Origin of the sequence: Acinetobacter sp. B51(2017) (assembly GCF_003711395.1) — a bacterium.
Taxonomy (GTDB): Bacteria; Pseudomonadota; Gammaproteobacteria; order Pseudomonadales; family Moraxellaceae; genus Acinetobacter.
In genome coordinates this window covers 13,242-31,715 of sequence record NZ_PJRJ01000025.1, presented here as the reverse complement: position 1 = coordinate 31,715, position 18,474 = coordinate 13,242, and the positions used below count along the sequence as shown (strand labels likewise).

The following is an 18,474-nucleotide window of genomic DNA, read 5'->3' as shown; positions in this document are numbered from 1 at the left end:
GCGTTACGTTATGATTAGCGCATCTTTTTGTTAATTTTTATTGAAAAAGCCATGCAACCATTTGTTCTCTATAACTCAGAGCAGCGCAAAAAAGTAGAATTCGTACCCCGTGTTGAGGGGCAAATTGACATGTATGTCTGCGGTATGACAGTGTATGACTACTGTCATATTGGACATGCGCGTGTCATGGTTGCATTTGACTACATTATTCGTTTCTTACGTAGTCAGGGCTGGAAAGTCAAATATGTACGCAATATCACCGATATTGACGACAAAATCATTAAACGTGCCAATGAAAATGGCGAATCCATTACGCAATTAACCGACCGCTTCATTCAAGCGATGAATGAAGATGCCGAAAATTTAGGTTGCTTACATCCAGATGAAGCACCGCGCGCGACTGACTATATTGGTCAAATGCAAAATATGATTGGCACTTTGGTAGACAATGGCACCGCCTATCCATCAAGCAATGGCGATGTATATTTCCAAGTGGAAAAATTTGCCAAGTACGGTCGTTTATCTGGTCGTAAACTCGAAGACATGCAAGCTGGCGCATCTGAGCGCGTGGATGTTGAAGTTGAGAAAAAACACCCATTTGACTTTGTGTTATGGAAACATGCCAAAGCAAATGAACCGTCTTGGGCGTCACCTTGGGGCAATGGTCGTCCGGGTTGGCACATTGAATGTTCAGCCATGTCAACCTGCTGCTTAGGCAACCATTTTGATATTCATGGCGGTGGTTCAGACTTAACTTTCCCGCACCATGAAAATGAAATCGCGCAATCTGAAGCGTCAACAGGCGAACAATATGTCAATTATTGGATGCATGTCGGCTTTATTAACGTCGATGGCGAGAAAATGTCGAAGTCACTCGGTAACTTCTTCACCATTCGCGATGTAATGGACAAATTCCACCCTGAAGTGATTCGTTACTTTATCGTGTCTTCACACTATCGTAGCCCAGTCAACTTCTCTGATTTTGCCTTAAAAGAAGCCAAAACCACATTAACCCGCTTCTATCACTCATTTAAAGCGTATCAAGCCGTTTATGGCAATGAAGTCATTGGCAGCTTAGATGAAACTTTAGTCGAGCGCTTTAATGCAGCTATGCGTGATGACTTTAATACCTCTGAAGCGATTGCCGTATTATTTGAAATTAACAAATCCTTAAATACCGCAGTGAAAGAGCAAAATGCTGAGCAAGCACATATTGCTTATGCCACTTTACGTCACTTAACCGATATTTTAGGTTTAGTGCAGTACGATGTCGATGAATTCTTAAAATCAGATATTGGTCAGGACGCGTTAGGTTTAAGCCCTGAACAAATTGAAGATTTAATTCAACAACGTAAAGATGCTAAAAAAGCCAAAGAATTCGCGCGTGCCGATGAAATTCGCCAAAGCTTACTTGATCAAGGTGTAGTTTTAGAAGATACCCGTCAAGGTACAGTATGGCGTCGTGCCGATTAATTGAGCATTCGATATTATAGAGCGTTGACATTCTACTTTGATGCTCTATAATAGCCCTCATTGCGGGAATAGCTCAGTTGGTAGAGCATAACCTTGCCAAGGTTGGGGTCGGGAGTTCGAGTCTCCTTTCCCGCTCCAGAATACGAAAAAGCCGAGATCATTGATCTCGGCTTTTTTTATGCTTAAAATTTAAAGGGAGTGATGACTCCCCTATTGTTATTGCTGCTGTTGAATCTGCTGACTCATGAGCGCATAGACTTGTTGCAAATCTTCACGCTTGGCACCCATCAGCATCTGTTGATGCATATTTAAAATATGTTGGTCACCGCGTATGGCCGGCCCTGTTTGCACCTGTTTCGGATCATGCTGAGTGGCTTTATGCGTTGTTTCTCGCATCAGTGGATACAATAAACTAAAATCAACCTGCTGAGCATCGAGAACTTGTTTGGCCATCGCAAAACAAGAATTACTAAAATTACAGGCAAATACCGCAGCCAAATGCAAACTTAAACGTTGTTCTGAGTTATACGCATATACACGCTGACTGATTTGATCGGCTAAAGCTAATAATTGTGCTTGATCCTGCTCATGTTTAGCTTCAATAAACAGTGGTGTATTGGCCCAATCAATTTGGCTTTCAAAACTAAAAGTTTGTAACGGATAAAATACACCGGCTCGCGGATGAATGTGGCTTAAAACATCCAGATGAGTACTACCCGAGGTATGCACAATCAGCACATCTTTTAAATAAGGCGCAACTTCGCTGATCACGCTTTGAATTGCTTGGTCACTCACCGCAATAATCGCGAGGTCAATCTCAGGGTTTAAGGCTTGCACTTGTGTAATGGCATTTGCCCCTACTTGCTGTGCCAATTGCTGTGCTGAACTCAGCCTACGACTGTACACATCTATAACTTGATGCTGCTTGGCTAAAACCTTGGCTAAATGGTGGGCGACGCGTCCTGCACCCAATACACTCATTCGCATAATCTGTTCGGTATTGTAAAATTTCTCACAGCATGCCAATAAAAAAAGGACGAAGCAATTCGTCCTTTTTTATCTAAGGCAGATTAAGGCTGTTTTTTAACGCCTTGATCATCTACTGTACGCACTGTACCTGTTTCGGTATTTACTACTTTAAACTCAATACGACGGTTTTTAAATTTACCCGCCTCAGTGGCATTGTCCGCTACTGGTTTTTCTTGACCAAAACCAACCGCTTTGAGCTGAGCTGGTTGAACACCTTGGCTCACTAAATATTTGGCCACGGCTTGAGCACGTTGTAGTGACAAGGTTTTGTTGGATTCAGCGTTGCCAATGCTATCGGTATGACCTTCTACGGTTAATACCACATGCGGTGCACCTTTCATCAATTCAGCAGCTTGATCTAAGATGGCTTTATTGGTTTCAGGAATCGCACTTGACGCGGTAGCAAAGTTTATAATCTGCAAGTTTAAAGCACTAGCAATATCCAATGCCGTCACGTTATTGCGGTCAATACTTGATAAAGCCTGACCCGCTTGCGTCACACTATCATTAATCGCGCGATCGACTTCGGCAGGCGTACTGGCTGGCAGCGCTGCTGCATCGCTCGCAGCCATAGCGCCCACAGCAGGCAATACTGAAAGTTTCACTTTTTTCAGCAATGGATTGATTTTGGCAGCTAAGTTTTCTGCATCAGCAGGATTCGCTGATTGAATGGTCAGTCTATCGCCTTGCCACTCTAAGTTGGTATTTGGTACACCCTTAACATGCTTTAAGACGGTTGGAATCAAATCTTGATCAGCAAAATTATTGCCATACATCGGGTTACTGTCCGCACCACAGCCAGTTGGGTTATTAAAGATTTGTTTCACCTCTTTTTGTAAAATATCCATGTATTTCGGATTATTTAAATATACCTGACAAGTGACTAAATCACCCGTCGCACCTGTATTTAACTGTAAACGTGCCGCTTCAGTTGCTGCTGCTTGCGTCGCCGCAGATGTTGCAGGATCCACTTTTTTATCACCATTACAGGCTTTAAATAAAAATGCCAACAGTGCTGCGAGAATTAAAAAGGCGATCAAAGGCAGTAAAAACCCTGATTTCTTCTCTTCTTTAGGATGCTGCACAGGTGTAGGCGTTGGATGTACGTTTTGTGCAGTGGCAGTGCTTACACCTAAACCCGTCAAAATTGGTAATGCCCATGTGGGTAAATGGCGTTGAATATTGGCCCACTGGGTACTTAAAAAGTGCGCAATCCCATCGCCATCTGCGGTACCGGCTTCATTTTCAAGTACATTTAAAGTTGGGGCAATGGCTCGGTTTAAGGTCGCTTCGGTTTGATCCACAGGAATAGTCGGACTTAAATGCTGTAATAACTGCTGTTTCAGACCGCTATTGCCATTAAACAGATCAGCAAGCCTTGGATTAAGCTGATTTTGCAAGCTTTGGATTAAGCCTGGCTTAGATTTCAGTAATGCGAGTAGAATCGGATAAAAAGCACCTAATGCCTGATTTTTTTCCACGACATAGTCTTTTTCACCATCTAATACCATCGCAGAGACTTTCTGCTTGAGTACCTCAATGATATCTAACATAACAAGACCTCATTTTATTGTGATTATTTTGTACTTGTAATCTAAGTTACATTTTTAGTGTAAAGAGGCTTTCTTTAGACTATGTAAATAATTGTATGATTTATGGTCAATCCTGATAGACGACAATTACTCTTGTTTTTCTGCAGCGCCTTGCGCCTCTTGTACTACACGCTCAATGCGTATGCGTTCCGCTTCTAAACGCGCTGCTTCATAGGCGCCTTGTTCTTGGCGCTCTCGCGCCAATTGATCTGCTTGTTGTTGCCGCTTGATCGCTTGCGCAGCACGCTGTTGTTGTTCGGCACGTACCTGTACTGCAGCAGCGCGTGCTTCTGCACTTTGTGCGAATTGTTGCTCGAGTTGTTGGATTTTGCTGTTTAAAAGTTGTGTTCTGGCCCGTGTCATTTTAGCTTCACAATCAAAGTACGCAGCCTCCGCTTGCTCGGCGTCTTGGCTTTCCAATTCACATTCGAGTTTGCGTTTTTTCAGCCATAAACGCTGCTCAGGCAATAGGTATTTGCGAATTTGTGGCGTCGTGGCATTCCAAACTAAATTAATTTGTTGATTTGCCACATCACGGCGGTTTTTAGCTTCTTCAGCCAACACATTGCGGTAGGCAGCTTGGGTCTGTTGCTGTTGTTCGATATATTGCTGTTCTTGTTGTTGCTGCTCGGCAATGGCATCTTGTAAAGGGATGCGCAGTAAAGCATCTAGACTCACATCACGAATAAAACTCGCCAATGGTTCGGGATTATCTAAAGTGACATACAGTTTGCTGCCATCATCGGTTGGTTGCACCACATAATGCAGCTGCACCAAGGCTTGAACATGATTTAATTCTAAATTGGCCAATAGCGCTTGCTGAGCGACTGTCGGCTGTTCGCGGATGGCACGTGTGGCATTGGCATCGACTAACATATCTGGCGGCAGTTTGGCCACTAAGGTAGTAATACAACCTAGCTTAGTGGTTTTTTCATCGGCTTGATCGGTACGCACATCGGTCACGTTAAATTGCCATCTTGATAATTGCTGGCGTAATTGCGCCAAATCTATGTGTAGATCAGCATTTTTGGTTAGCTCTTGCAGATATAAAACAGATTGTTGTTGCACGTTTTTTTCTAAATTTTGTATCAGTAATTGTTTGGCACTATCTGCGTTGCATTGATTTTTTTCTAGCGCCTCTTCCCGTTGACAAGCTGCGAGCAATATCGCCACAACCAAGCATCCTATTGTTTTTCGCATAGCATCCCTCTTTGCATAAAAAAAGTCAGCCGAAGCTGACTTTTTACCTGTACTTCAGGTTTATGCATTGAATGTACGCAATGCTTTACCTTTGAGTACCTGTTGCAGCAATGGCGTGTTTTTACCTTGTGACAAAATTGTGGTTTTGTCTACTGTCCATGTCAGTGCTGGGTCCACTAAAACCAAGCCCGCTTCATGCTGCCAACGCTCAGCCATTTGTGCCACTTGCGCTGGTGCAAGCGTGACTTTTTCAACCCATTCCAAAGCTGATAATAAGCCTTCATCGACCAGTTGTATACCAAGGGCGATGAACGTATCAAATGCGCTAATCCCTGGCTCAGTTTCGGCAAAAGGTGCCATTTTTGCTGAGCTACTCAGTGGTTCGTGATGGGTACAAATCGCATCAATCACACCATCTTTTAAACCTTGACGTAAGATTGCTTTGTCTTGTTCTGAGCGTAGCGGTGGGCGCACATGTGCAAGTGAGTTAAAACCATCAATTAAAGCATCGGTTAAATGCAATTGGTGCATCGCCACATCACAAGTGACTGGTAAACCTTTGGCTTTGGCTGCTTGAATCAGTGCAACTGATGCACCGCTTGACAGTAAACCAAAATGCGCACGAACTTTGGTTGCTTCAACCATCAGTAAGTATTTTGCAATCGCGACCGTTTCAGCAAGGGCTGGAATCATTGGTAAGCCTTGGCGTGAAGCGATAAAGCCTTCATGTACGCAGCCATCTTTGGCAATTTGTGGCTCTTCGGCATAGAACACCACAGTCATATTCAGACCTGCTGCGTACTCTAAGGTACGAATCACGACATCATCGTCAGCAAAGGCTGCATTGGCATTGGTCACGGCGCTACAACCGCCTTTTTTAAGACCTGCCATATTAGCCGGTTGATTACCTTTAAGACCTTGGGTTTGTGCGCCAATCACTTCTAAATAAATGCCGCCATCCAACATGGCTTTTTCCACTAAACCATGAATTAAAGCACCATTATCTTGTACGATAGGTTTTGAATCTGGTGGAGTAAAGACATGTAAGATCCCATTTTCACGTGCCGCACGACCTTCTGATTTTAAAGTACCGTGTTGCTGTTGACCCGGCTCACGTAAACGCGCACATAAGTCCACCATGGTTGGCATGAGCCATTTACCTTGACCATCAATAGTTTCATCCACAGTCTCTAGCGCAGCAATGCGTTTGCCATTTTGGATATAGACGGTTTCAATGCTGTCGGTTTGAGCAATTGGGTCAAGTACGCGTACGTTTTCAATTTTTACAATAGTCATGACTGATCCCTTAACCTGCAATCGCTTCAATTAAACCTTGTTCTTCAAGCTGACCTTGCATTGCAAGCGCCAAAACTGCCATACGTACCGCAATACCATTGGTGACCTGATTGAGAATCACTGCCTGTGGGCCGTCGGCAATACTTGAATCAATTTCCACACCGCGGTTCATAGGTCCTGGATGCATCACGATACAATCTGGTTTTGCTAATGCCAAACGTTCTTGGTTTAAACCATACATACGGTAAAATTCAGCTTGAGAAGCCAATGCTGGTGAATCAATGCGTTCGTTTTGAATACGTAAAGTAATAATCACGTCACAGTCTTTGATCCCAGCTTCCATATCATTAAATAAACGTACTTCAGAGCCATATTCGTCAAAACCGTACGGTAAGAGCGTATTTGGTGCAATCACACGAATATCTTTACAGCCTAAAGTTTGTAGTGCTGCAACATCTGAGCGTGCCACGCGTGAATGTTTGATATCACCAATAATAGCAATCGACATATCTTCAAAATTCTTTTTGGTTTCACGGCGAATGGTCAACATATCCAGCATCGCTTGGGTTGGATGCGCGTGACGACCATCACCGGCGTTAATAATTGCCACATTTGGACAAATGTCTTTGGCAATAAAATGCGCTGCGCCTGAAGATGAATGACGCACCACAAAAATATCAGTCGCCATAGCTTCTAAGTTCCATAGCGTATCGCGTAGTGTTTCACCTTTAGAGGTACTTGAACGAGCAATATCAATATTGAGTACGTTAGCAGAGAGACGTTTAGCTGCAGCTTCAAAAGTAGTACGGGTACGGGTTGAATTTTCAAAAAACAAGTTCATCACCGTTTTGCCTTCGAGCAAATTATTGGTGATCAACTGATTTTGTTCATTAAAGAAAGATTGTGCAGTGTCTAAAATTTTAGTCAGGGTTTGTTTTGAAAGACCTTCAATGGTCAAAAAATGTTTTAAATTGCCGTGTTTATTGAGTTGAATCTGGCTCGGGGTGTGTAATGCAGCAACGTGCATGAGAGATTCCTTATCGGTTAAGTTGATGCATTATACAGAGATTAAAGGCTTTGGGCAGATGAGCTGAAGACCATTCGTACAAAAAGCAGCTGAGTAACTAAAAATTAAAACTAAAATTCTTATTTGATAATTCAATTAGATAATTTAAACAGATTCTCGGTATACTGTCTGCTTTCATAAAATAAAGCTTAGATTTTATTCAGAATCTGGCAGCAGCAACAACGCTGATTTTTTCGCATTTTTAAGGCAAAGTATCAAAAGCCCAAAACAATCCAAGCAGTGCTCACCCAAAGTCATGAAAATACGCTAAAATAATAGATTGCTTTATTGCTTTTGGAAATTTACATGAATTCGAAACCCCGTCTTTCTACGTATTGGGTCACCTGTGCAGATGGACTTGAACTCCTCCTTCAAGAAGAAATCGAAAATTTAGGAATTCAAAAGATTGAGCGTTTACCGGGTCGTTTAATTTTCCAAGGCACACTCGAACATGCCTACCGTATTTGCATGTGGTCGCGTTTAGCTTCGCGTGTATTGCTGCCAATCCATACCCATCCAATTGAATTTAGCCATGACGCGCGTGACGTTGCAGAAGAACTCTATGAAGGTGCAATGGCGTTTGATTGGTCGCTGATCTTTGCCCCACAAAGCACTTTTGCGATTCGTTTACATACCGAACGTGAAATTAAAGTGAATACCCAATTTGCCACTTTACGTGCTAAAGATGGTGTGGTGGATTCCTTTATGGAAGCTGTGGGTAAACGTCCAAGTATTGATACCAAAGCACCTGAAATCACCATGTATATTTTGGCAGGTAAAACTGAGCACACCTATTGCTTAGATTTATCAGGTGATTCATTGCATAAACGTGGCTACCGTCATTACATGACTGATGCGCCAATTAAAGAAAACTTAGCGGCGGCCATTTTACATAAAGCACAGTTGGCTAAAGTCGATCCTGAAATCTTACTTGATCCAATGTGTGGTTCAGGTACCTTTATTATCGAATCATTAATGATTTTAACCGACCGTGCCCCAGGTTTAGTGCGTCGTTTTGGCTTTAACGGCTGGAACGGTCATGACCACGAACTGTGGATGAACATTAAGGCTGAAGCTGCTGAGCGTCATCAAGCTGGTTTAGCTAAAGATTTACCCAAAATTTATGCCTTTGATGCCGATTGGGAAGCAGTAAAAGCCACTAAGAAAAATATTGCTGCGGCAGGTTTTGAAAGCCTTCTTGATCAAATTCAAATTGAAGAACGTACCTTAGCCGATTGGCCTGATTTTAAAGCCGAAGCTAAGCGTGCCTTTGTGGTCACCAACCCACCGTACGGTGAGCGTTTAGGTGAGAAATCTTCAAACCGTGCTTTGTACTTAGGTTTATCCGCACTGTTACAAAAGCATTTCCCAAATCAAACTGCAGCAGTCATTGCCTCGCAAATTGAACAAGCCGACGTTCTTGCATTTAACGAGCCACAAACTTTACGTTTAATGAACGGTAAATTACCAATTTACATTCGTTCAGGCAAAATTAAACCAGCAAGCGTGGTGTTACCGTTCTTAGCCGAATGGCAACCACAACAATACGAGCCAATTGAAGGCGCGATTGAGTTTGCTAACCGCTTGACTAAAAACATGCAAACTTTAAAGAAATGGGCAGTTAAAGAAGGCGTATATTGCTTACGTTTATACGATGCCGATTTACCTGACTTTAACATTGCTGTGGATTTATACGGCGATCGTTTGCATGTGCAAGAATATGCGCCACCTAAAACGATTGATCCTGAAAAAGCCAAAAAACGCTTTAACTTAGGTTTACAGGCGATTCGTGCCGTAACAGGTTTAGGTCGTGATGCGATCTTTATTAAAACCCGTGCCCGTCAAGAAGGTAAAAACCAGTACACCAAACAAAGTACTGCGTCTAAGCGTTTTATCGTGCAAGAAGGCAAAGCCAAAGTTTTAGTCAACTTAACCGATTACTTAGATACCGGTCTGTTCCTCGATCACCGTCAAATGCGTTTACGTATTGCCCGTGAAGCCAAAGGTAAGCATTTCTTAAACTTGTATAGCTATACCTCGACAGCAAGCTTACATGCTGCTTTAGGTGGTGCAGCGAGTACCACAAGTGTCGATTTATCGAATACTTACCTAAACTGGTCGAAAGAAAACTTTGTTCTGAATGGTTTAACCGTCGATCATGCTGATGAACAGAATATGTTCTTTGCCTCAGATTGCTTTGAGTGGTTAAAAGAAGGTCATGAACAATATGACTTGATCTTTATTGACCCGCCAACGTTCTCTAACTCGAAGAAATTCTACGGTACCTTTGACGTACAGCGTGACCATTTGTCATTGCTAAAACGTGCCATGAACCGCTTAACCACAGAAGGTACCTTGTACTTCTCAAACAACTACCGTGGTTTTGAAATGGACGAAGAAATTTTAGCGTTCTTTGACGTGGAAGAAATTTCAAGTGAAACCATTGGTCCTGACTTTAAGCGTAACCAAAAAATTCACCGCTCTTGGAAAATCACTCATCCTAAAACTGATTAAGTTGCAGTGATAAAAAAAACCGCGCCAAGGCGCGGTTTTTTTATGTGTTAACTGAGTTTGACTTTATCAAACACCAATTGACCGTTGTCCGCTGTGACTAAGATATTATCACCTGGTACATAGTCACCAGCTAAGATCCGCTGTGCTAAACCATTTTCCACTTGTTGCTGAATGGCACGTTTCAGTGGACGCGCACCATAAACTGGGTCAAAGCCTGCATCAATTAATTGATCAAAAGCAGCATCGTCTAAGGTGAGTTTCAGATCACGTTCAACCAAACGACTGCGTAAACGCTCAAGTTGAATATCGGCAATACCGCGAATTTGGGCTTTTTTCAGCGCATGGAAAATCACCAACTCATCAATACGGTTAATAAACTCCGGACGGAAATGTTCACTCACCGCCGCCATCACCACGGTACGCACTTCATCTTCAGTTGCATTGTTGCCTAGTTCACGTACATCGTTTGAGCCTAAGTTTGAAGTCATCACAATCACGGTATTCTTAAAGTCCACCACACGGCCTTGTGAATCAGTTAAGCGACCATCATCCAACACTTGTAGCAAGATGTTAAACACATCTGGATGGGCTTTTTCTACCTCATCAAACAGCACCACGCTATATGGTTTACGACGTACTGCTTCAGTGAGTACACCGCCTTCTTCATAACCTACATAGCCCGGAGGCGCACCCACTAAACGACTGACCGAATGTTTTTCCATAAATTCAGACATATCAATGCGAATCATGGCAGCATCGTCATCAAACAAGAAGTTGGCTAGCGCTTTGGTAAGTTCTGTTTTACCCACCCCTGTTGGCCCTAAGAATAAGAACGAACCACTTGGACGGTTAGGATCGGATAAACCTGCACGCGAACGACGTACCGCATTCGCCACGGCAACCACCGCTTCATCTTGCCCCACCACACGCTGATGCAAAAAGTCTTCCATGTGTAGCAGTTTTTCACGCTCACCTTGCAGCATTTTCGCCACAGGAATACCGGTTGCCGCACTGACCACCTCAGCAATTTCATTGTCAGTGACTTTGTTACGCAGCAATTTTGGTGCTTCACTTTCAGTTGCAGTTTCAACACGTTCAATTTGCTTTTGCAATTCAGGAATCACGCCATATTGCAAACGCCCTGCCTCTTCTAAATTACCCTCACGCTGTGCTTTTTCTAAAGCAATTCGCGCTTGATCGAGTTTGACTTGCAGATCTTTGTTGCCTTCCACTAAAGCTTTATCGGCACGCCAGATTTCTTCAAGATCGTTATACTCTTTTTCCACTTCGGCAATTTGCGCTTGCAGATGCTCGACTTCAGCTTTGGCACCGGCATCTTCATCTTTTTGCACTGCGGCTAATTGCATTTTCAGCTGAATTAAACGGCGCTCAAGTTTATCTAAACTTTCTGGTTTAGAATCGAGTTCCATTTTAATCCGTGATGCGGCTTCATCAATCAAATCAATGGCTTTATCCGGCAATTGACGATCGGTGATATAACGATGCGACATTTTCGCCGCAGCAATAATTGCCGAATCTAAAATTTGCACCCCATGATGGGTCGCATAACGCTCTTTTAAACCACGTAAAATGGCAATAGTGTCTTCCACACTTGGTTCATCGACCAAGACTTTTTGGAAACGACGCTCTAATGCCGCGTCTTTTTCGATGTACTGACGATATTCATCTAAGGTGGTTGCACCTACGCAGCGTAGCTCACCGCGTGCTAAGGCTGGTTTAAGCATGTTGCCGGCATCCATCGCGCCATCGCCTTTACCTGCACCTACCAGCGTATGCAGCTCGTCAATAAACAAAATGATTTCGCCATCTTGGTTAGCAAGGTCTTTAAGTACCGCTTTTAAACGCTCTTCAAACTCACCACGATATTTAGCACCTGCAAGTAAAGCACCTAAATCCAGTGACAAGACGCGTTTGCCTTTTAAGCTATCTGGCACTTCACCATTGACAATACGCTGCGCTAAACCTTCGACAATCGCAGTTTTACCCACACCTGGCTCACCAATTAAGACAGGGTTATTTTTGGTACGACGCGATAAGACCTGAATCGTACGACGGATTTCATCATCACGGCCAATCACAGGATCTAATTTGCCTGCTAAAGCACGTTCGTTTAAATCAATGGTGTATTTATTGAGTGAGTCACGTTGATCTTCATGATTATTGCTCATGACTTTTTCATCCCCTCGGATTTTTTCGATCACTTGGCGTAAGCTTTGACTGTTTACACCACTTTTTTGCAACAGCTGTTTACTGGCACCCACTTCGCTTAAGCCTAGTAATACCCAATCGGTAGATAAAAACTCATCTCCCGCTTTATTGGCATAACTATCAGCAAGAGTTAGTGCTTTAACTGCTTCAGGATTTAAATTGATATCAGCACTTGGCGTACCGAGTTGAGCAGCTGCATCAAGCGCTTGCTGCAGTGCAGTTTTTAATTGCTGTAAATTGCCACCTGCTTGTTGTAACAGACTTAAGTTACTCGGCTCTTCAAGTAAGCTTGCTAAAATATGAATGGTATCAATCGCGGTATGATCGCGGCTCATGGCCAATGACTGGGCATCAGATAAAGATTGCTGTAAGCGATTGGTAAATTTCTCAAAACGCATTGTTATTGTTCCTCAGCAAATGTTCGACTTGAAGCATATATGGGAGCAGTCCTGTATTTTTCAATTTATTTTTATATATTTTTCAAAAACTTAAATTAAAAATACAGATAAAATACACTATTAATATTGGACTGTTGTGTCTCGATTTCAAGGTCTATGTGCAATTTTTTAAAATATTTTTAATCCAAGTAATTTAGTGCGGATTATTTTAAATAACTTACTCATTTAGTTGGTTTTTTTATAAAAACAAATTGTTACAAAGTTGATTTTTATCACTAAAATTTGGTCAAAAAAAAGACTGATGAACCACCAGTCTTTTGTTTGCTTAAAATTTAAGCTAGATTATTCAGAAACTTCAATAATTTCAAAGTCATGAGTAATTTCAACACCACCATCTGCAAGCATCTTGCTGGCTGAACAATATTTCTCTGCAGATAGCTCAACCGCTTTGGCCACTTGCTTTTCTTTCACGCTACGGCCAGTCACAACAAAGTGTAAATGAATCTTGGTAAACACCGCAGGAACGCTATCGGCACGCTCTGCTTGCAGTTGACATACAACATCGGTCACATCTTGGCGAGATTTCTTTAAGATGGTCACAATATCAAACGAAGCACAGCCACCTAAGCCCATCAAAATTAATTCCATTGGACGTGGACCACGGTTCTGTCCGCCATAGGCTTCTGCACCATCCATGATGATCGAATGACCACTTTCTGATTTGGCTTCAAATGCGACGTTATCAATCCACTGAACTGTTGTTTGCATTGCAACTACCTAAAAAAAGCTATAAATTTACCCTGTAACTGTACACTAACATAAATTGAGTTGATACGGAATTTCATCTCTTGACGTGTGAACAGCAGATTTAGGTTACAACGCCTATCGTTTATCCACATTCGGAATTGTTAGCATGACTGCAAATTTTTCACAATTAAGTACTGATGCCTTATCACCAGGTCAGCTCCCAGACTCTGTTAAAGCACTGCTCAAACGTGCCTATATTAACCGCTATCCAAAACGCACCACAATTGTGGATGCAGGCACAGAATCAAAATCTTTATATTTGATTCTTAAAGGCTCAGTTTCGATTATTTTGCGCGAAGATGATGATCGCGAAATTGTTGTTGCTTATTTAAATCCAGGTGATTTCTTTGGCGAAATGGGATTATTTGAATCTAATCCACAGCGCACCGCAGAAGTACGTACCCGTGATGTATGTGAAATTGCAGAAGTGACTTATGAAAACTTCCATGACTTAAGTAAGCTGTATCCAGACTTAAGCTATGCAGTGTTTGCACAATTGGTGCGTCGTTTAAAAAATACCACACGCAAAGTGACTGACCTTGCCTTTATTGATGTTTCTGGTCGTATTGCACGTTGCTTAATTGATTTGTCTTCACAACCTGAAGCCATGATTTTACCAAACGGTCGTCAAATCCGTATTACTCGTCAAGAAATTGGCCGTATTGTCGGTTGTTCACGCGAAATGGTCGGCCGCGTACTTAAAACCTTAGAAGAACAAGGCATGATCGAAACTGAGGGTAAAGCAATCTTAATTTTCGATAGTTCTTTAGAAGAAAATAAAGTCGCTGATGATGAGTTTGATGACGAAGAGTAAAATCTAACGATTTTAAATTCCAAAAGGCAAATGTTTCGACATTTGCCTTTTTTATTTTTTGTTGTATTTTCAACACTGCTAATTAACAAATTTCGCACAAGCATAGCAATATTCCTCATTTTCTGTGCTGCTTAAAAAGCATTAAGCTTAGGCACATTGCATTATCATCTTGAGAATTAATATGAAATTTAATCCTTTAGCTCAAAGTGGCATTTTAGTGCCAGAAATTTGTTTGGGTACTATGACCTTTGGCGAACAAAATAACCAAGCCGAAGCCTTTGCTCAACTCGATTATGCCCTCGAACGTGGCGTTTATTTCTGGGATACGGCAGAAATGTATCCTGTACCGCCTAAAGCTGAAACGCAAGGTGCAACAGAAACAATCATTGGCAACTATTTCAAACAAAATGGTGGTCGTGACAAAGTTTTTTTAGCCTCTAAAATTGCGGGCCCCGCTCAAGGCGGCAGTCATATTCGTAATGGTCAAACGCGTTTTAACAAAGCAGAAATTCAAGCAGCTTTAGATGGTAATTTACAGCGCTTGCAAACTGATTATATTGATCTGTATCAACTACATTGGCCGCAGCGCCCAACCAACTTCTTTGGAAAGTTAGGCTATAGCAACCAAGATGCACACAATACGCATGATATTACCCCGCTTGAAGAAACCTTAGCCGCCTTAAGCGATGAAGTTCAAGCAGGTCGGATTCGGCATATTGGTTTATCTAATGAAACCCCTTGGGGCACGCTTAAATTTTTGCATTTGGCGGAAAAACTGGGCTTAGAAAAAGTCGTCAGTGTACAAAACCCGTATAACTTGCTCAATCGTAGCTATGAAGTGGGCATGGCTGAAATTGCACAGTATGAAGGCGTGGGGCTACTTGCCTACTCACCACTGGCTTTTGGTTATCTCACAGGTAAATTCCGTCACGGTGCACGTCCTGCCAATGCACGGGTAACTTTGTTTAGCCGCTTTAGTCGCTACAGTAATCCCCAAAGTGAATGGGCCACTGAACAATATGCCCAGCTTGCCGAAAAACACGGCTTAAGCTTAACTCAATTGGCATTGGCATTTATTAAACAGCAGTTTTTTGTCAGCTCTACGATTATCGGTGCGACCAATCTCGAGCAACTCAAAGAAAATATTGATGCCTTTGAGATTGATTTGTCTCCTGAAATCTTACAAGAAATTGAAGCAATCCATATTCAGCAACCTAATCCTGCACCCTGAGTATCAAACAAAGCACTGCTTTGTTTGATACGAAGAGCAAAGATTAATTTTTATTTAAGAGAACGAGCAATCGCTTTGTTTTATATACAAAGAAGCACCCTATAGATTCAAGAAAGGCGACTTAAGGTCGCCTTTTTTATATTATTTTTTATTGCTTTGATTATACAGCGCCTGTGCTTGGGCTAAGTTCTTACGCATTGCTTCGGTACGCGCGCTATTTGATGGATGGGTAGATAAGAAAGTCGCGCCTTGATTGCCGCCATCTAAAGCGCTCATCTTGTTCCAAAGCGTAATTGCAGCTTGTGGATTGTAGCCTGCACGCGCCATCAACATTAAACCACCTTGATCCGCACGGCTTTCTAAATTACGCGAATATGGTAAACCTACACCAATTTGTGAACCCAATTGCGCCGCTGCTGTACCTGCTTCACCCACACCGGCATAACCTAAACCAATATTAAGCGCAATATTGGTTAAAGCTTGTGCACCAATTTTTTGCTTCGCATGTTCTTCTAATGCGTGCACCATTTCATGTCCCATAATGGCGGCAATTTCAGCATCAGTTAATTTTAGTTTATCTACAATGCCCGTATAAAACACCACTTTACCACCTGGTGCCACATAGGCATTGACTTGGTCACTTTTGAGCACCGCCAATTGCCAACTAAATTTACTACCCGTTTGGTTCATCTGGTCTGCATAAGGACGTAGATTATTAAATACCGTATTAATACGGCGATAGGTCGTCGATGACGTATCTAAAATCCCTTTCGAACGGGCTTCAGCAATGGTTTTATTAAAGCCTTCTGTGGCGGTGACATTTAAAGTCGCGCTATCTGCTCCAGCCATATCTGCGACAGTAGCACAGCCTGATAATGTTAGTGCGCTGACAGCAAGAGCACTCAAGGCGAGCTTTTTCATGGGGTATCTCCAAACTATTTTTTTGATGCAATCACATGAATTATAGGTAATTGTTAAATGAATAAATATGTTAAATCTACAACGGTTGATATTATTTATGTAAATTGATACAGCAACCAATAGATCAAACAACCCGCATTTAACAGCAAATAAAACTGCATTAAGGGTTTGATCTTGTTTTCTAAATGCTGATCCTTACGCTTCCAACATAAATAAGCATTTTGAATGAGGATGAGTGGCACCAAAACACAAGCAATCATCACCGTTAAACCAATAAAAATTTGATACATCAACGCTGGGTCATGCGGCTGTGATTGAATCAGAAGCATCGCAATAGTGGGCGCTCCCCCCATAGCAAAAAGAAGCGAATAGAAAATAGTACTGGCAATATTGCGCTGCATCGGTTAAATCTTCCTGATTTTTTATTTTGTTTGATTGTAGCAAGCACAGTATTTGGGTCACTGCCACTTTAGTCGTGACAAGCCTGTTAAAACCAGACATAAAAAAACCCATCCGAAGATGGGTTTTTTTTAAACGATTAATTACGCATCAAATGGATGACGTAAAATAATTGTTTCGTCACGGTCTGGACCTGTTGAAATGATGTCGATTGGACATTCAATCAATTGCTCAAGACGTTTTACATAGTTGATTGCTGCTTGTGGCAATTGCTCTAGTGATTTCGCACCAAAAGTAGACTCAGTCCAACCTGGCATTGTTTCGTAGATTGGTTTTAAAGTTTCAAATGCAAGCGCATCAGAAGAACCTACGCAACCAGAATCTGCAGCTTCATAACCGACACAGATTTTGATTTCTTCTAAACCATCAAGTACGTCAAGTTTAGTTAAGCAAATACCAGAAAGTGAGTTCACTTCTACAGAGCGACGCAGAATTTCAGCATCGAACCAACCACAACGACGTTGACGGCCAGTAGAGGCACCAAATTCTGAACCCACTGTACCTAAGTGTTTACCAATTGCATCACCCACATCGTTCGCAGCATCGTACACAAGCTCAGTTGGGAACGGACCTGCACCTACACGCGTTGTGTAGGCTTTGGTAATACCCAATACATAGTCAAGGTGTAATGGACCAAGACCTGAACCTGAGCTTACGCCACCAGCAGTCGTGTTTGAAGAAGTCACGTACGGGTATGTACCGTGGTCAACATCAAGAAGTGAACCTTGCGCACCTTCAAACATGATGTTGTCACCAGCTTTACGGTACTTATGCAATTCACCAGTCACATCAATCACAAGTGGTGCAACCACTTCACGCCATTGGTCGCAAAGTGCAAGCACATCTTCTAATTTAACCGCTTCTACGCCATAGAATTGGGTTAATTGGAAGTTATGGTATTCAAGTAGCTCAGTTAACTGTACTTTAAGATGCTCACCACCACGTACAAGGTCAGCTACACGAATCGCACGACGTGCAACTTTGTCTTCGTAAGCTGGACCAATACCACGACCCGTTGTACCAATTTTTGCGTTACCACGTTTGATTTCACGCGCTTGATCTAGTGCGATGTGGTTTGGCAAAATTAAAGGACAGTTTGGAGAAATACGTAAACGTTCTTTAACCGGTACGCCTTCTTTTTCAAGAATGTCCATCTCTTTGATCAGTGCTTCTGGAGATAGAACAACACCGTTACCAATTAAGCACAATACGTTTTCACGTAAAATACCAGATGGAATGAGGTGTAATACAGTTTTCTTACCACCAACTACAAGTGTGTGACCTGCGTTGTGTCCGCCTTGGTAACGAACAACCGCTGCCGCTTGATCTGTGAGCAGGTCAACGATTTTACCTTTACCTTCGTCGCCCCATTGGGTACCAAGTACCACAACATTCTTGCCCATAATAGCCTCATTGCATCATGCTTAAAATAAAAAAACTATTGC

At 42.3% G+C, this 18,474-nt stretch carries 14 protein-coding genes and 1 tRNA gene; 5 read left to right on the top strand and 10 right to left on the bottom strand.

All coding sequences use genetic code 11. The annotated features are described in order from the left end of the window. Window positions 1-51: 51 nt before the first annotated feature. Complete coding sequence (cysS, locus tag CYK47_RS11615) at window positions 52-1,473, top strand: cysteine--tRNA ligase (protein WP_122901961.1); 1,422 nt, start codon at window positions 52-54, stop codon at window positions 1,471-1,473. Window positions 1,474-1,535: 62 nt separating this feature from the next. After that, window positions 1,536-1,611, top strand: a tRNA-Gly gene (locus CYK47_RS11610). Window positions 1,612-1,689: 78 nt separating this feature from the next. Here CYK47_RS11610 and CYK47_RS11605 read toward each other — a convergent pair. The 5 genes from CYK47_RS11605 to CYK47_RS11585 all read right to left on the bottom strand — a co-directional run bounded on the left by CYK47_RS11605 (window position 1,690) and on the right by CYK47_RS11585 (window position 7,617). Beyond that, window positions 1,690-2,460, bottom strand: coding sequence for a Rossmann-like and DUF2520 domain-containing protein (locus CYK47_RS11605; RefSeq protein ID WP_122901937.1), 771 nt, complete (start codon window positions 2,458-2,460; stop codon window positions 1,690-1,692). 83 nt (window positions 2,461-2,543) lie between these two features. Beyond that, window positions 2,544-4,055, bottom strand: a complete 1,512-nt coding sequence (locus CYK47_RS11600) for an OmpA family protein (protein ID WP_122901935.1) — start codon at window positions 4,053-4,055, stop codon at window positions 2,544-2,546. A gap of 126 nt (window positions 4,056-4,181) precedes the next feature. After that, on the bottom strand, window positions 4,182-5,267 hold the full coding sequence (locus CYK47_RS11595) for a lysozyme inhibitor LprI family protein (RefSeq protein ID WP_122901933.1): 1,086 nt from the start codon (window positions 5,265-5,267) through the stop codon (window positions 4,182-4,184). Between the two features lie 87 nt (window positions 5,268-5,354). Then, on the bottom strand, window positions 5,355-6,590 hold the full coding sequence (locus CYK47_RS11590; protein WP_122901931.1) for a dihydroorotase: 1,236 nt from the start codon (window positions 6,588-6,590) through the stop codon (window positions 5,355-5,357). A gap of 10 nt (window positions 6,591-6,600) precedes the next feature. Next, entirely contained in the window at window positions 6,601-7,617 is a 1,017-nt protein-coding gene (locus tag CYK47_RS11585) for an aspartate carbamoyltransferase catalytic subunit (protein ID WP_122901929.1), read from the bottom strand. A gap of 345 nt (window positions 7,618-7,962) precedes the next feature. On the opposite strand from CYK47_RS11585, the gene rlmKL reads away from it, so the two are divergent. Further along, complete coding sequence (rlmKL, locus tag CYK47_RS11580) at window positions 7,963-10,170, top strand: bifunctional 23S rRNA (guanine(2069)-N(7))-methyltransferase RlmK/23S rRNA (guanine(2445)-N(2))-methyltransferase RlmL (RefSeq protein WP_122901927.1); 2,208 nt, start codon at window positions 7,963-7,965, stop codon at window positions 10,168-10,170. A 47-nt stretch (window positions 10,171-10,217) separates the two neighbouring features. Here rlmKL and clpB read toward each other — a convergent pair whose 3' ends face one another. Continuing rightward, complete coding sequence (gene clpB, locus CYK47_RS11575) at window positions 10,218-12,797, bottom strand: ATP-dependent chaperone ClpB (protein WP_122901925.1); 2,580 nt, start codon at window positions 12,795-12,797, stop codon at window positions 10,218-10,220. Window positions 12,798-13,139: 342 nt separating this feature from the next. Continuing rightward, on the bottom strand, window positions 13,140-13,565 hold the full coding sequence (locus tag CYK47_RS11570) for an OsmC family protein (RefSeq protein WP_122901923.1): 426 nt from the start codon (window positions 13,563-13,565) through the stop codon (window positions 13,140-13,142). 145 nt (window positions 13,566-13,710) lie between these two features. On the opposite strand from CYK47_RS11570, the gene crp reads away from it, so the two are divergent. Then, window positions 13,711-14,418 carry a cAMP-activated global transcriptional regulator CRP gene (gene crp / locus CYK47_RS11565; RefSeq protein WP_122901921.1) on the top strand — a complete coding sequence of 236 codons (708 nt, stop codon included), beginning with the start codon at window positions 13,711-13,713 and terminating at the stop codon, window positions 14,416-14,418. 181 nt (window positions 14,419-14,599) lie between these two features. After that, complete coding sequence (locus CYK47_RS11560) at window positions 14,600-15,649, top strand: NADP(H)-dependent aldo-keto reductase (RefSeq protein ID WP_122901919.1); 1,050 nt, start codon at window positions 14,600-14,602, stop codon at window positions 15,647-15,649. Window positions 15,650-15,790: 141 nt separating this feature from the next. On the opposite strand, the gene CYK47_RS11555 is transcribed toward CYK47_RS11560, so the two are convergent. The 3 genes from CYK47_RS11555 to CYK47_RS11545 form a co-directional block, all read right to left on the bottom strand. Then, window positions 15,791-16,570, bottom strand: coding sequence for a M48 family metallopeptidase (locus CYK47_RS11555; RefSeq protein WP_122901917.1), 780 nt, complete (start codon window positions 16,568-16,570; stop codon window positions 15,791-15,793). A 95-nt stretch (window positions 16,571-16,665) separates the two neighbouring features. Then, entirely contained in the window at window positions 16,666-16,971 is a 306-nt protein-coding gene (locus CYK47_RS11550) for a hypothetical protein (RefSeq protein ID WP_122901914.1), read from the bottom strand. 141 nt (window positions 16,972-17,112) lie between these two features. Beyond that, window positions 17,113-18,432, bottom strand: a complete 1,320-nt coding sequence (locus CYK47_RS11545; RefSeq protein WP_122901912.1) for an adenylosuccinate synthase — start codon at window positions 18,430-18,432, stop codon at window positions 17,113-17,115. Window positions 18,433-18,474: the final 42 nt, after the last annotated feature.